The organism is Pseudooceanicola spongiae (assembly GCF_014899185.1).
Taxonomy (GTDB): Bacteria; Pseudomonadota; Alphaproteobacteria; order Rhodobacterales; family Rhodobacteraceae; genus Pseudooceanicola; species Pseudooceanicola spongiae.
This window is the reverse complement of record NZ_CP045201.1, coordinates 2,201,288-2,214,150: the sequence shown is the minus strand read 5'-3', so window position 1 is coordinate 2,214,150 and position 12,863 is coordinate 2,201,288. Positions and strand designations below refer to the sequence as shown.

The window sequence follows — 12,863 nt, the reverse complement described above, 5'->3', positions numbered from 1 at the left end:
CGTGCAGGAGGCGCTGCTGGCGTTGCACGCCAAACGCCACACCTGGCGTGAGGATGCGCCGGTCACGCCCTGGATCTATGCCATCGTGCGCTACAAGGCGATTGATGCGCGGCGCAGACGTGGTGTCCCGCAACAGGATATCGATGATCTTGCCGACGTGCTGGCGGATGAGACTGCGGGCGAGATCATGGCCGCCCGCGATCTGGGGCAGTTGCTGGGCGGGATCGACAACCGCTCTGCCGATATCGTGCGCTCGCTGGGGGTGACGGGCGACAGTGCGGGCGACGTCGGCGCGAAACATGGGATGAGCGAGGGCGCGGTGCGCGTCGCCTATCATCGGGCCCTGGCACGGTTGCGCAAACTGGCCGTGGGACACGAGGCCTGACTATCGGACGAGAGGCGTAAATGAAGACCGAAGACCTGATCTCACAGCTGGCGGCGCAACCGGCCATCGCCGCGAACGCAGGGCCAGAGGCACGTCTCGCGCCGCATCTGTTGGCAGGGGCGCTGGTCACGACCCTGATGTTCTGGATCGCCCTCGGGCCGCGACCGGATCTTTGGGCCGCACTGGCGCAGCCCGTGGTCATGGCGAAAACGGTGTTGCCGCTGGTGTTGGCCGGGTTCGCCCTTGTGCTCTCGGTGCGCGCGGCCCGTCCTGCGGCCCCGCCCGGGGCAGCGCGCTTGCTGATCTGGCTGGTGCCTTTTGCGGCCGTTCTGCTGCTCATCGGTGCGTTTTTCACCACGCCCCCGGCGCAGAGGATGCCGCTGTTCCTCGGTCATTCGATCCCGGTCTGCGTGCCCTCCATTGTGGTGCTGTCCTTGCCGATTCTGGCCGCTCTGCTCACCGCACTGCGGCGTGGCGCGCCGGTGCGTCCTGCGCTCTGTGGTGCATTGGCCGGACTCGCTGCCGCCGGTCTGGCCACAACGCTCTATTCGTTGTTTTGCAACGAAGATTCGCCGCTGTTCTACAGTGTCTGGTACGCATTGGGCATCTGCCTTGCCTCTGGTCTGGGTGCACTGGCGGGCAGGCGCTGGCTGCGCTGGTAGGCAACTGCGCAGCTGAGCCCCGCCTTCGGGCCGATTTCCCTACGCTGAGGGCTGAGCCGCGCGCTAGGCTTGGCCATAGCCACCACCAAGGAGCATCGGCAATGGCAGTCCTCAGCACATCTTGGCAGTTCTGGGCGTTTCTCGCGGCGATCTTTGCCGCCCTCACTGCGATATTCGCCAAGATCGGCGTCGACAATGTGAACAGCGATTTCGCTACCTTCCTGCGCACGCTGGTGGTGCTGGTTGTGCTGGGCCTGATCCTGAGTGTGACACGCAAGTTCCAGTCGCTCAGCAGCATTTCCCCGCGCAGCGCGGTGTTTCTGGTGCTGTCTGGGCTGGCGACGGGCGCGTCGTGGCTGTGCTATTTCCGCGCTCTCAAGCTCGGGAATGCATCGCAAGTCGCGCCTGTGGACAAGTTGAGCGTCGTCCTCGTCGCCGTCTTCGGCGTGTTGATCCTGGGCGAGCATCTGTCGGTGATGGGGTGGATCGGCGTGGCGCTGGTCGGCACCGGCGCTGTCGTCATGGCGCTGAGCTGACATGAAAAAAGGGCGCCACGAGGGGCGCCCTTTCACATCTGTAAAGTCCCGGATTAGAGCAGGTCGGGCGCTGTCGCCTCGATCGTCAGCTGGGCGACGATCTCGTCCAGCGTCTGCGACTTGGTCTGTTTTTCGCCCAGACGACGGGTGTTGACGGTGCGCTCCTCGACTTCGCGCTGACCGATGGCGAGGATATAGGGCACCTTGCCGACCGAGTGTTCGCGGACCTTGTAGTTGATCTTTTCGTTTCGCAGATCCGCCTCGGCGCGCACGCCTGCGGCCTGCAGAGCGGCGACGACCTCGCGGCAATACTCATCCGCATCCGACACGATCGAGGCGACAACCACCTGACGCGGCGCCAGCCAGACCGGCAGCTTGCCAGCGTGTTCCTCGATCAGAATGCCGATAAACCGCTCGAACGAGCCGACGACGGCGCGGTGCAGCATGATCGGGTGGTGCTTTTCACCATCCGCCCCGACATAATCCGCATCCAGCCGCTCGGGCAGGTTGGGATCGACCTGCAGGGTACCGCACTGCCAGTCACGCCCGATGGCGTCGGTCAGCACGAACTCCAGCTTGGGCCCGTAGAACGCGCCCTCACCGGGGTTCAGGGTATAGTCGTACCCGGCCGCCTTGCAGGCATTGCCGAGCGCGGCTTCGACCTGGTCCCAGCTTTCCTCGGTGCCGACACGCTTTTCGGGGCGCGTCGACAGCTTCACGCTCCAGCTGGCAAAGCCGAGATCGGCATAGACCTTGGCGAGGAATTCGATGAACTTCTTCGACTCCGCCTCGATCTGATCAAACGTGCAGAAGATATGCGCGTCATCCTGCGTAAAACCGCGCACCCGCATGATGCCATGCAGCGCGCCCGAGGGTTCGTAGCGCGCGCAGGAGCCGAACTCGGCCATGCGCAGCGGCAGGTCGCGATAGGACTTCATGCCGTGGTTGAAGATCTGCACGTGGCAAGGGCAGTTCATCGGCTTCAGCGCGTTGATGGTCTTTTCGCGTGCGTGATCCTCGTCCACTTCGACGATGAACATGTTTTCCTGATAGTTGCCCCAGTGGCCCGAGGCCTCCCACAGCTTGCGGTTCACGACCTGCGGGGTGTTGACCTCGACATAGCCGTCGCGGCGCTGCTGGCGGCGCATGTAGTCCTGCAGGGTGGTGTAGATCGTCCAGCCGTTGGGGTGCCAGAACACCTGACCGGGGGCCTCTTCCTGCATGTGGAACAGGTCCATCTCGCGGCCCAGACGACGGTGGTCGCGCTTGGCGGCCTCCTCCAGCATGGTCAGGTGGGCTTTCAGCTTTTCCTTGCCGGTGAAGGCGACGCCGTAAATCCGTTGCAGCATCGGGCGGTTGCTGTCGCCACGCCAGTAGGCGCCAGCGACCGACATCAGCTTGAAGGCATCGGCGGGCACCTGACCGGTGTGCTGCAGGTGCGGGCCACGGCACAGATCCTGCCAGTCGCCATGCCAGTACATCCGCAGCGGCTCATGCCCGGGGATCGAATCGATCAGCTCAACCTTGTAGGGCTCGCCGCGGTCCTTGTAGTACTGGATCGCCACGTCGCGGTCCCAGACCTCGGTGCGGACGGGATCACGCAGATTGATGATCTCTTTCATCTTCTTTTCGATCTCGCCCAGATCCTCGGGCGTGAAGGGCTCGGCGCGGTCGAAATCGTAGTACCAGCCGTCCTTGATGACCGGGCCGATGGTGACCTTGACGTCCGGCCACAGCTCCTGCACGGCGCGCGCCATGATGTGGGCAAGGTCGTGACGCACCAGTTCATTGGCCGCGTCTTCTTCCTTCATCGTATTGATCGCAATGGAAGAATCCGAAGTGATCGGCCACTGCAGATCCCAGTGCTGACCATTGACTGTCGCGCTGATCGCCTTCTTGGCGAGCGAGGTCGAAATGTCGGCGGCGACGGCACCCGCGGTCACGCCACTGTCGTAGCTGCGCGCATTGCCATCGGGAAGGGTGAGGGTGATCTGGGACATGTTTGTCCTCCTCGTCAGTTTGGCGCCCACGGAACGCCCGGTTGCGGGTTATGGTGTCTGTGCTAATTGGAACACAGTGTTTAACAAGTCAAGGCAGTGTCCCATGTCGCCCGCGCCAAATTCAGGCCATTCAAAATCCATCTTTGCTCGTATCGTCGGGGCCGAGGATCTCCCCCGCACGGAAAGCGGCAATGGCCTTCGCATTATTCTCGCCGTGACGATGAGCAAGATCGGTGATGGACTGATCGACCCGAAACTGGTGCTCAGCTGGTTGCTGACCGCCCTCGGTGCCCCTGCCTATTTCATCGGAGCCCTTGTGCCGATCCGCGAGGCCGGGGCGCTGCTGCCGCAACTGCTGCTGGCCAGCGGTCTGGGCCGGATGCGACACCGCAAATGGATGTGGGTCGCGGGCTCGGCCCTGCAGGGCGCGGCGGCACTGGCAATCGCGTTTTCAGGGCTGGTCCTGTCGGGCTGGATGGCGGGGCTGGCGATCTGCGCGGCATTGGCGGTGCTGGCTGTCGCCCGCTCGGCCTGTTCGGTGTCCTTCAAGGAGGTGCTGGGCAAGAGCGTCTCCAAGACACACCGCGGCGCCGTCACCGGTTTTGCCGGATCGGTCGCATCGGCCGCTGTTGTCGTCTTTGCAATGTGGTTGATCTTCGGCGTCCAGACCAGCGAGATCGTGGTTGTCGGTGCCGTTGCCGGGGCCGGTCTGCTCTGGCTTCTCGCGGCTCTGGTCTTCGCCGGTCTGACAGAGCAGGACAGCCGCCGCTATTACAGCAACCGATCCGAGTTTCGCCGCCTGCTGCACGAAGACTGGTACCTGCGCCGTTTCATTCTGGTGCGCGGTCTGCTGGTGTCGACGGCGCTGGCCCCGCCCTATCTGGTGCTGCTTTCGGCGCCTGAGGGCGGCGCGGTGCTGGAACATCTGGGGGCGCTGGTGCTGGCGTCGGCGCTGGCATCGCTGCTGTCATCGTATTTCTGGGGGCGCCTCTCGGACTGGTCATCGCGCCGTGTGCTGTGCCTGTCTGGCCTCATCGGTGGGCTGGCGATGGCCGCGATGGTCGTGCTGGCACGCGCCGGATTGGTGGGGCAGGCGATCTGGCTGTCCCCTCTGGTGCTGTTCGTGTTGATGATCGCCTATCATGGCGTGCGTCAGGCGCGCTCAACCTACCTCGTCGATATGGCACCGCGGGATTTTCGTGGCGCCTATTCGGCGGTGGTGAATACGATGATTGGCACAATCCTGCTGGTCGCCGGGCTGTTCGGGGGCGTCTTGTCCTATGCCGGTCCAGACGCCGCTCTGGTCGGGTTCGCGGCGATGTCGCTGCTCGGCGCAGGCCTGGCTCTGACCCTGCGCGAGGTCGAAAAACGCTGAGGGGGGCGTTTCCCGCTGCTGCCTGAGCGGGTGGAGTTGCACGGCGATTCCGCCCATGTCATCAAGGGCGCACACCATGCGGGAAGGGCCCAATCAGATGACGGATGCGCAACGGATCGACACACCTCAAGGGCGCAGGCTGGCCTATCACGCGACGCCTGCAAAAGCGTCAGATGGGCGGCCCGGGGTCGTCTTCCTTGGCGGCTTCAAATCCGACATGGGCGGCACCAAGGCCGTGTTTCTTGAGGCATGGTGCGCCCGGCAGGGCCTCGGCTTCCTGCGCTTTGACTACTCCGGACATGGCGAGAGCTCCGAAGCCTTCACCGATGGCTGCATCGGCGACTGGGCCGAGGACGCGGAGTTCGCGATTTCCCATCTGACAGAGGGCCCGCAGATCCTTGTCGGCTCCTCCATGGGCGGCTGGATTTCCCTGCTGATGACGCGCCGTCTGGCGGATCGCATCGCCGGCCTCGTCACCATCGCGGCCGCGCCGGATTTCACCGAAGACAGCATGTGGGCCGGGTTCGACAAGGCGCAGCGTCTGGCGCTTGACATGGTGCAGCAGGTCGCGTTGCCGTCAGAGTATGGCGAACCCTATGTGATCACCAAGCGTCTGATCGAGGATGGCCGCGACCATCTGATCCTGCGCGATCCGGTGCCGCTGCCCTTCCCGGTGCGGTTTCTGCACGGCACAGCGGATGCGGATGTCGATCTGTCGGTCGCCCTGCGCCTGATGGAGCGGGCCGAAGGGGCGGATATCCAACTGAGACTGGTGAAAGACGCCGATCACCGCTTCTCCACACCCGAAAACCTCGCCCTGATCGGCGCAGCCGTGGACGAGGTTCTGGCGGCGCTCTGAGCGCGCCGTCAGGCCTTTTTCGGGACGAGCTGCTGGGCGATGCCGACGAACAGCAGGTAGAGGCTGACAAGGATCAGCGCGACCTCGATCCAGTCCGGCATGACGAAATTACGCAGGGTGGCGTAAAGCGCGATCGCCACCCAAAGCGCCGCCATCGGCAGCGACACCTTGCGCCAGCGCATCGTGCGCACCGGGTGGATGAATTTCAGCGGCACGAACATGGCGATGGTCAGCAGCGCGATGATGGCGACCATGGTGCCGGGCTGCGGCTCGACCGCGAAGAACACCAGCACGACCATGTTCCAACATCCGGGAAACCCGGAAAAGGAGTTATCGGCGGTCTTCATCCGCGTGTCAGCGAAATACAGCGACGAGGCGAAGGCGATCAGCAGCACACCGAACCAGCCCGTCCAGCCCGGCAGCAGGCCCGACTGGTACAGCGCGAAGGCCGGAATGAAGACGTAGGTGAGGTAGTCGATGATCAGGTCCAGCAGCACGCCGTCGATCTGGGCGGCGTATTTCTTGACCTCGTACTTGCGGGCCAGTGGGCCGTCGATGCCGTCGACGGCAAAGGCAACGACCAGCCAGAGGTACATGTTCTCCCACGCGGAATTCGCGGCGGCGATCATCGCCAGCATGGAGAAGATGGCACCTGTTGCAGTCAGGATGTGAACGGAAAAGGCGCGGGCTTTGTTTGAATTCATGTCACGATCTACACATAGCTGCTGGGGGCGTGCAAGTTCTCAACCACGAGGATGTGCCTTTCGATAGACTTCCATCAGCCGGGCGGAATCCACGGCTGTATAGGCTTGCGTCGTCGACAGGCTGGCATGGCCGAGCAATTCCTGGATCGCGCGTAGATCTCCGCCCGCATTCAGCAGGTGTGTCGCGAAGGAATGGCGCAGGGCATGCGGCGTGGCCGAGGCGGGCAGCCCCATCTGCGCGCGGGCCTGCGCCATTGCGATCTGGATGCTGCGCGGCGACAGCGCGCCGCCCTTGATGGCGCGAAACAGCGGCGCGGCGGGCTCAACCGGATAAGGGCAGAGGTCGAGGTATTGCGTCACCGCATCGCGGGCCGGGGCGATCACCGGCACGATCCGCTCCTTGTCGCCCTTGCCGCGTATGCGCAGACTGGGCCCGATTGGCGCGTCCTTGCCGGTCAGCGACAATGCCTCCGAAATACGCAATCCGCAGCCATAGAGCAGCATCACCACAGCCGTGTCGCGCGCCGAGACCCACTGACGCGCGTCCTGTTCGCCAACCTGCACCATCATCTGGGCGGCAGCGGCCTCGGGCAGGGGGCGGGGCAATTTGCGCTGGTACTTGGGTGTGCGCGCGGACAGCACGGCGGTGGGGTCGAACCCCTCACGCTCGGCCAGCCAGCGGTAAAAGCTCTTCACGGCGGACAGTTTGCGCGCCAGTGACCTTGCGCCGACGCCGCTGGAGCGCATCCGGGCCATCCAGCTGCGCATATCCGTCACGCCGATTTCGGCCAACGGCCCGAGGCCCTGTGCCTCGCCCTTGTGCATCGAGATGAAGCTGAGAAATTCTGTCAGATCGCCACGATAGGCCTCGATCGTGGCCTCTGCATGGCCGAGAAGGGCCCTCTGACCCTCCAGCCAGTTTTGCAGCGCATCGCGCGCAGCGGGAGAGATGCACAGGCTCATCGCCCGGCGCTCCCGGCCCGGCGGCTCAAGACAGCCAGCGCCGCATGGTCCGCTCGAACACGCCCGCGAAGAAGGCCAGCAGGTCGGTGCCATGCTGCGGGATGAACTGTTGCGGATCTTCCGAGCCGAGCAGCAGCATCCCCGGCAGACGACCGGGGCCAAAATCCAGGCGCAGGCAGGCCTCGGACTGGATCCAGTCGGCCTTCTCGCCATAGAGGAACTCCGGGGCCTCATCGACCTGACGCAGGATCACCTGACGCGCCGGTGAATTGCGTTGTCCCTCGAAATAGGCGGCGACAAAGCCCGGTTCGACCACGCGCAGCACATCGCCGAGACGTTGCACGGTGGGATCGTCTTCCTGCTGCGCGGTCTCGAGCACGAGGTGCATCGCGTCCACGCCCATGGTGTCGGCGACTTCGCCGCCCAGATCGGTCAGGAAGGTTTCAAAATCAACGGGATCCATCAGCCGCAGGATGGCGCGGTGGATCTGGTTGGTGCCTGCAAGGTTCTCGTAGGCGGCGGCGATGACCGTGCGGTGGGTATCTTCCAGCCGGTCCAGCCTGCCCTCAAGGCGGGCCATGGCGATGCCACGCAGGTCGACGATATTGGTGCCAAGGGCCTTGTCGTTGGCCGTGATCAGCGCCTGCATCACGTCCTTGTCGTCCAGAATGACGTCAGGATGCGCGAGGATGCTGTCACGCAAAACCGCCCCAAGTTCGGGGTCGATATCAGGCTTGCTGCTCATGACCAGCCTCATCTTGTTTTTCTGAAAAGTATCAGAAGATCCCGGCAAAGACGCGGTCTTTTTGGCAAAGCCGCGGGTTTGTTGCTTTTTTGCTTGCCGGGATCTGGTCGTCTTGCCTGTGTCTCTCTCAGCGATCCTTAGAGGATCTTGATGCCAGCCGACTTGATGTCCGCCAGAAAGGTCTCAAGACCCTTGTCGGTCAGCGGGTGCGACACCAGCGCCTTGATCACTGACGGCGGCGCGGTGATCACGTCGGCGCCGATGCGTGCGCAATCCAGCACATGGTTGGCGGTGCGGATCGACGCGGCGAGGATCTGAGTCTCGAAGCCATAGTTGTCATAGATGATGCGGATGTCCTCGATCAGCTCCATGCCATCCATGTGGATATCGTCGAGACGGCCGATGAACGGGCTGATGAAGGTCGCGCCGGCTTTTGCCGCCAGCAGCGCCTGGTTGGCCGAGAAGCAGAGCGTCACGTTGACCATCGCACCGTCGTCGCTGAGGACCTTGCAGGCCTTCAGGCCATCCCAGGTCAGCGGCACCTTGACGGCGATGTTCTCGGCGATCTCCAGCAGCTTGCGGCCTTCGGCGATCATCGTGTCGGCATCTGTCGCGGTGACCTCGGCGGAAACCGGGCCGTCGACCAGATCGCAGATTTCCTTGGTCACTTCCAGGATGTCGCGGCCGGATTTCTTGATCAGCGAGGGGTTTGTGGTGACGCCGTCAACCATGCCAAGCGCATTGAGTTCGGCAATCGCAGGGATCTCTGCGGTGTCTACAAAGAACTTCATCTGGAACCTCATCGGTGGATTGGTTATCTCTTGCAACGGCTTTACCCGATAGAGGGGGTCACCGAAACCCCATTCACCGCAACCGGAGACCGGATTGGCTGATCGCCCGACATTTTATCCCGCAGGCACATTGGTGTCGGTGCTGACGACGCAACCGTTGGACCGGACGCTGGATTACCGCGCGCCCGAGGGCGGCATTGCGGACGGCGCCTTCGTCATGGTGCCGCTGGGCCCGCGTCAGGTGATCGGCGTGGTCTGGGGCGTAGGGCAGGGCGGTTTCGACCTCTCCAAGGCGCGCGCCATCTCCAAGGTGCTGCCTGTCGCCCCGATGCGCGAGGAAATGCGCGAGTTTCTGCTGCGTGCCGGCGACTACACCCTGACGCCGATGTCGGCGATGCTGCGCCTTGCCACCCGCGCGCCCGGCCTCAGCGACCAACCCTCGATGCAGAAGGTCTATCGACTGGGCGAGGCCGAGCCGGACCGCATGACCGACGCCCGCACCCGCGTCATTGCCGTGCTTGAGGAATTCGCCGGCCTGTCCTTCACCCTCAAGGAGCTGGCCGAAAACGCCGGTGTCAGCGCCTCGGTCATCAAGGGCCTCGTCGCCCAGAATGTCGTGTGGGAGGAGAACACCCCCCGCGATCTGCCCTATCCGCGCCTTGACCCCGACCTGCCCGGCAAACCCCTGACCGAGTCCCAGTCCAGTGCGGCGGAGATCCTGCGCAAGGGCATCCAGTCCGGCGCCTATGGCACGACCCTGCTGCGCGGCGTCACCGGCTCCGGTAAGACCGAGGTGTATCTGGAGGCGGTGGCCAGCTGCCTCGCCAAGGGCCGTCAGGCGCTGGTGTTGCTGCCCGAAATCGCCCTCTCAGCGGAATTCCTGACGCGCGTCGAAAAGCGCTTCGGCGCGCGGGCGGCGGAGTGGCACTCCGGCGTCACGATGACCGAACGCCGCCGTGCCTGGAAAATGGTGGGCGAGGGCGAGGCGCAGCTGGTCGTCGGTGCCCGCTCGGCCCTGTTCCTGCCGTTCCGCGACCTCGGCCTGATCGTCGTGGATGAGGAGCACGACAGCTCCTACAAGCAAGAGGACGGCGTGCACTACAACGCCCGCGACATGGCGGTGCTGCGCGCCTCGCTCGCCGGCGCTCAGGTCGTGCTGGCCTCCGCCACGCCCAGCCTTGAAAGCTGGGTCAACGCGCAGGCGGGCAAGTACCAGCGGATCGACATGACCGACCGTTTCGGCGCCGCCGTGCTGCCGAACATGAAGGCCCTCGACATGCGGCAGGAGGAGATGGCCTCGGGTCAGTGGATCTCGCCCAGCCTGAAGGCCGCGGTCGACGCCCGCATTGCCGCTGGCGAGCAATCGCTGCTGTTCCTCAACCGCCGTGGCTATGCGCCAGTGACGATCTGCCGGGCCTGCGGCGATCAGATTGAATGCCCCCAGTGCGATGCCCGCATGGTCGAACACCGCTTTCTCAAGCGGCTGATGTGCCACCAGTGCGGCGAAAGCATCCCCATGCCCGAGGCCTGCCCGAAGTGCGAAGTGGTCGGCAAGCTCTCGGCCGTCGGCCCCGGAGTCGAGCGCCTGACCGAAGAGGCCACGACGCTGTTCCCCGACGCCCGCATCGCCACGCTGTCCTCGGATCTCTTCGCCTCGTCGCGCGCGCTGAAACAGGCGGTCGAGACGATTGCCAATGGCGGCGCGGATATTGTCGTCGGCACTCAGCTGGTCGCAAAGGGACACAACTTTCCGCTGTTGACGTTGGTCGGCGTGATCGACGCCGACCTCGGTCTGCACGGCAGCGACATGCGCGCGGCCGAACGCACTTTTCAGCTGATGCGTCAGGTCGCAGGCCGCGCCGGGCGCGCCGATCGCCCCGGTGAGGCCCTGTTGCAGACCTTTCAGCCCGAACACCCCGTCATCCGCGCAATCCTCTCGGGTGAGGAAGAAGAGTTCTGGAATGCCGAGGCCGAAAGTCGCGCGCAGGCCGGGATGCCGCCCTTTGGCCGCATGGCCGGGATCATCCTGTCAGCCGAAAAACCCGAGATCGCCTTTGCCGCCGGGGCTGAGCTTGCCCGCAACGACGCTCCGCTGCGCCGCGCCGGGGCGATGGTCTATGGCCCCGCCGCCGCGCCGATTGCGCGCATTCGCGGCTGGCACCGGGTGCGCATGCTGGTGAAGGCCCCGAAAGGCGCACCCCTGCAACGCGCCGTGTCGGACTGGGTCAACGGCGTACGACTGCCGAAAAACCTGCGCCTCGCCATCGATATCGACCCACAGAGCTTTTACTAGCCGCGCCTGACCCGTTGTTCAGCCTGACAGCCTCGCTTGACGGGGCGCGCGCTTGCGTCTACCCCCGCCGCAACCTGTAAACACTGACCCCAGACACCCTTCGTGAGGATCGCCATGCCCACCTTTACCGCCTTTACCACGCTGACCGGCAAGCCCGGTGCCGAGGCGCTCGGCGAGGCCATGGAGAGCCTGATGCCCGAGCCCTACGGCGTCGGCGTCTTTGAAATGGAGGACGGCTCCGGCCTGTGGGAGGTCGGCGGCTACTTCACCGAGGCCCCCGATCAGGCGGGCCTTGCCCTGCTGGCGACGATTCACAGCGCCCGCCCCTTCGCCATCTCCGAGCTGCCCGAGACCGACTGGGTTGCCAAGGTGCGCCGCGAACTGTCGCCCGTGGTCGCGGGCCGCTTCTGGGTCTATGGCTCGCATGACGCCGACAAGATGCCCGAAGGGGTTGAGCCGCTCCTGATCGAGGCCGCGATGGCGTTTGGCACCGGCCACCATGGCACCACGCTCGGTTGCCTGCGCGCGCTCGACCGGATCGACAACGAGGGCTTCACCTCCGACCGCGTCGCCGATATCGGCTGCGGCACTGCCGTTCTGGCGATGGCGGCCGCGCGGATCTGGCCCGGCACCCCGATTGCCAGCGATATCGACCCGGTCGCAGTGGATGTCGCCGTCGCCAACCTTGCCGCCAACTGCATGGATGGCCGCGTCACCTGCCTTGAGGCGACCGGCTTTGATCACCCGACGCTGGCCGCTGGCGCGCCCTACGGCCTGATCTTCGCCAACATCCTGATGGGGCCACTGATCCTGTTGGCCCCCGACATCACGTCACATCTGCAACCGGGCGGCTTTGCCGTGCTCTCGGGGCTGCTGAACGAACAGGCTGACGACGTTTTTGCCGCCTACAAGGCGCAAGGGATGGAGCTGCACTTCTCCGAGCAGATCCGCGAATGGACCACATTGACCCTGCGCAAACCCGCCTGAGGGCGCCTGCGGCCTGAGCCTCTGGACCGGGCCGCGATCAAACCGACCCGCAAGACGTAAAAAAGCCGTAACCAGGTGATCCCGGGTTACGGCTTTCTCATCTTCCCCAAGGTGATCCGTCGGCGTGTTCGCGCCGCGGAAGCGCCTTAGCTGCGTGCGACGTCTTCGATGTCGCCGCGGACCAGGCCGATGTCGTTCAGCTCACGGTCGGTCAAGCGGGACAGGGCGTTGCGGGTCACGCGGGTGTCGTTCCAGGTGGTAACGGCCGAAACCAGCAGGCTGAAGGGCGATGCGCCTTTCGAGCGGGGGGCGGTCGGTGCGTTGAAATTCGTTGCGGTCATGTCGTGTTCCTTTCGGGGAGTCAGGGTGCGACAGCTGTTCCGTCGCCTCATACTTACAGAGCGGCAGGTAGAGTTCTTTTTGTGCCCAAACAAGCAGCAGAATACGCAAGGTTCGCATGCATTTTCTGCATGGCTGGGGCGGACCGGAAGATTTTTCTTGACCTGAGGGAATTTTCTTTCGCCGAACCGTCGCATTCAGGGGGCGCGGCGGCGTTTTCAGGC

General features: G+C 64.4%; 13 protein-coding genes. 7 read left to right on the top strand and 6 right to left on the bottom strand.

The features are described from left to right. Position 1 precedes the first annotated feature (1 nt). From F3W81_RS10470 to F3W81_RS10460, 3 genes are all read left to right on the top strand, one after another. Positions 2 to 385, top strand: a complete 384-nt coding sequence (locus F3W81_RS10470) for a sigma factor (RefSeq protein ID WP_264298865.1) — start codon at positions 2 to 4, stop codon at positions 383 to 385. 20 nt (positions 386 to 405) lie between these two features. Continuing rightward, complete coding sequence (locus F3W81_RS10465; RefSeq protein WP_193079117.1) at positions 406 to 1,047, top strand: NrsF family protein; 642 nt, start codon at positions 406 to 408, stop codon at positions 1,045 to 1,047. Positions 1,048 to 1,148: 101 nt separating this feature from the next. Next, positions 1,149 to 1,583 carry an EamA family transporter gene (locus F3W81_RS10460; protein ID WP_193079116.1) on the top strand — a complete coding sequence of 145 codons (435 nt, stop codon included), beginning with the start codon at positions 1,149 to 1,151 and terminating at the stop codon, positions 1,581 to 1,583. Between the two features lie 53 nt (positions 1,584 to 1,636). Here F3W81_RS10460 and thrS read toward each other — a convergent pair whose 3' ends face one another. Beyond that, positions 1,637 to 3,583 carry a threonine--tRNA ligase gene (gene thrS / locus F3W81_RS10455; RefSeq protein ID WP_193079115.1) on the bottom strand — a complete coding sequence of 649 codons (1,947 nt, stop codon included), beginning with the start codon at positions 3,581 to 3,583 and terminating at the stop codon, positions 1,637 to 1,639. A 103-nt stretch (positions 3,584 to 3,686) separates the two neighbouring features. Here thrS and F3W81_RS10450 point away from each other — a divergent pair, with 103 nt between their 5' ends. Both F3W81_RS10450 and F3W81_RS10445 read left to right on the top strand, forming a co-directional pair. Further along, the gene (locus F3W81_RS10450; RefSeq protein WP_193079114.1) at positions 3,687 to 4,958 is read left to right on the top strand and encodes an MFS transporter; all 1,272 of its coding nucleotides are present in this window, start codon (positions 3,687 to 3,689) and stop codon (positions 4,956 to 4,958) included. A 97-nt stretch (positions 4,959 to 5,055) separates the two neighbouring features. Then, complete coding sequence (locus F3W81_RS10445; RefSeq protein WP_193079113.1) at positions 5,056 to 5,817, top strand: alpha/beta hydrolase; 762 nt, start codon at positions 5,056 to 5,058, stop codon at positions 5,815 to 5,817. A gap of 8 nt (positions 5,818 to 5,825) precedes the next feature. On the opposite strand, the gene F3W81_RS10440 is transcribed toward F3W81_RS10445, so the two are convergent. The 4 genes from F3W81_RS10440 to fsa form a co-directional block, all read right to left on the bottom strand. After that, positions 5,826 to 6,521 carry a CDP-alcohol phosphatidyltransferase family protein gene (locus F3W81_RS10440; RefSeq protein ID WP_193079112.1) on the bottom strand — a complete coding sequence of 232 codons (696 nt, stop codon included), beginning with the start codon at positions 6,519 to 6,521 and terminating at the stop codon, positions 5,826 to 5,828. Between the two features lie 39 nt (positions 6,522 to 6,560). After that, positions 6,561 to 7,484: a tyrosine recombinase XerC gene (locus F3W81_RS10435; RefSeq protein WP_193079111.1), complete on the bottom strand. Its 924-nt coding sequence runs from the start codon at positions 7,482 to 7,484 to the stop codon at positions 6,561 to 6,563. 25 nt (positions 7,485 to 7,509) lie between these two features. Then, complete coding sequence (locus F3W81_RS10430; RefSeq protein WP_193079110.1) at positions 7,510 to 8,229, bottom strand: DUF484 family protein; 720 nt, start codon at positions 8,227 to 8,229, stop codon at positions 7,510 to 7,512. Positions 8,230 to 8,366: 137 nt separating this feature from the next. Beyond that, entirely contained in the window at positions 8,367 to 9,020 is a 654-nt protein-coding gene (gene fsa / locus F3W81_RS10425; protein ID WP_193079109.1) for a fructose-6-phosphate aldolase, read from the bottom strand. Positions 9,021 to 9,114: 94 nt separating this feature from the next. Here fsa and F3W81_RS10420 point away from each other — a divergent pair, with 94 nt between their 5' ends. After that, positions 9,115 to 11,313, top strand: coding sequence for a primosomal protein N' (locus F3W81_RS10420; protein ID WP_193079108.1), 2,199 nt, complete (start codon positions 9,115 to 9,117; stop codon positions 11,311 to 11,313). A 114-nt stretch (positions 11,314 to 11,427) separates the two neighbouring features. Next, positions 11,428 to 12,300: a 50S ribosomal protein L11 methyltransferase gene (locus F3W81_RS10415; RefSeq protein WP_193079107.1), complete on the top strand. Its 873-nt coding sequence runs from the start codon at positions 11,428 to 11,430 to the stop codon at positions 12,298 to 12,300. A 146-nt stretch (positions 12,301 to 12,446) separates the two neighbouring features. Here F3W81_RS10415 and F3W81_RS10410 read toward each other — a convergent pair whose 3' ends face one another. Continuing rightward, complete coding sequence (locus F3W81_RS10410) at positions 12,447 to 12,641, bottom strand: DUF1127 domain-containing protein (protein WP_193079106.1); 195 nt, start codon at positions 12,639 to 12,641, stop codon at positions 12,447 to 12,449. Positions 12,642 to 12,863 lie beyond the last annotated feature (222 nt).

Bases quoted from the DNA above. Each gene is read 5' to 3' on its own strand.
- F3W81_RS10465 (WP_193079117.1), top strand. From the start codon at position 406: ATGAAGACCGAAGACCTGATCTCACAGCTGGCGGCGCAACCGGCCATC.
- F3W81_RS10460 (WP_193079116.1), top strand. From the start codon at position 1,149: ATGGCAGTCCTCAGCACATCTTGGCAGTTCTGGGCGTTTCTCGCGGCG.
- thrS (WP_193079115.1), bottom strand. From the start codon at position 3,583: ATGTCCCAGATCACCCTCACCCTTCCCGATGGCAATGCGCGCAGCTAC.
- F3W81_RS10450 (WP_193079114.1), top strand. From the start codon at position 3,687: ATGTCGCCCGCGCCAAATTCAGGCCATTCAAAATCCATCTTTGCTCGT.
- F3W81_RS10445 (WP_193079113.1), top strand. From the start codon at position 5,056: ATGACGGATGCGCAACGGATCGACACACCTCAAGGGCGCAGGCTGGCC.
- F3W81_RS10440 (WP_193079112.1), bottom strand. From the start codon at position 6,521: ATGAATTCAAACAAAGCCCGCGCCTTTTCCGTTCACATCCTGACTGCA.
- F3W81_RS10435 (WP_193079111.1), bottom strand. From the start codon at position 7,484: ATGAGCCTGTGCATCTCTCCCGCTGCGCGCGATGCGCTGCAAAACTGG.
- F3W81_RS10430 (WP_193079110.1), bottom strand. From the start codon at position 8,229: ATGAGCAGCAAGCCTGATATCGACCCCGAACTTGGGGCGGTTTTGCGT.
- fsa (WP_193079109.1), bottom strand. From the start codon at position 9,020: ATGAAGTTCTTTGTAGACACCGCAGAGATCCCTGCGATTGCCGAACTC.
- F3W81_RS10415 (WP_193079107.1), top strand. From the start codon at position 11,428: ATGCCCACCTTTACCGCCTTTACCACGCTGACCGGCAAGCCCGGTGCC.
- F3W81_RS10410 (WP_193079106.1), bottom strand. From the start codon at position 12,641: ATGACCGCAACGAATTTCAACGCACCGACCGCCCCCCGCTCGAAAGGC.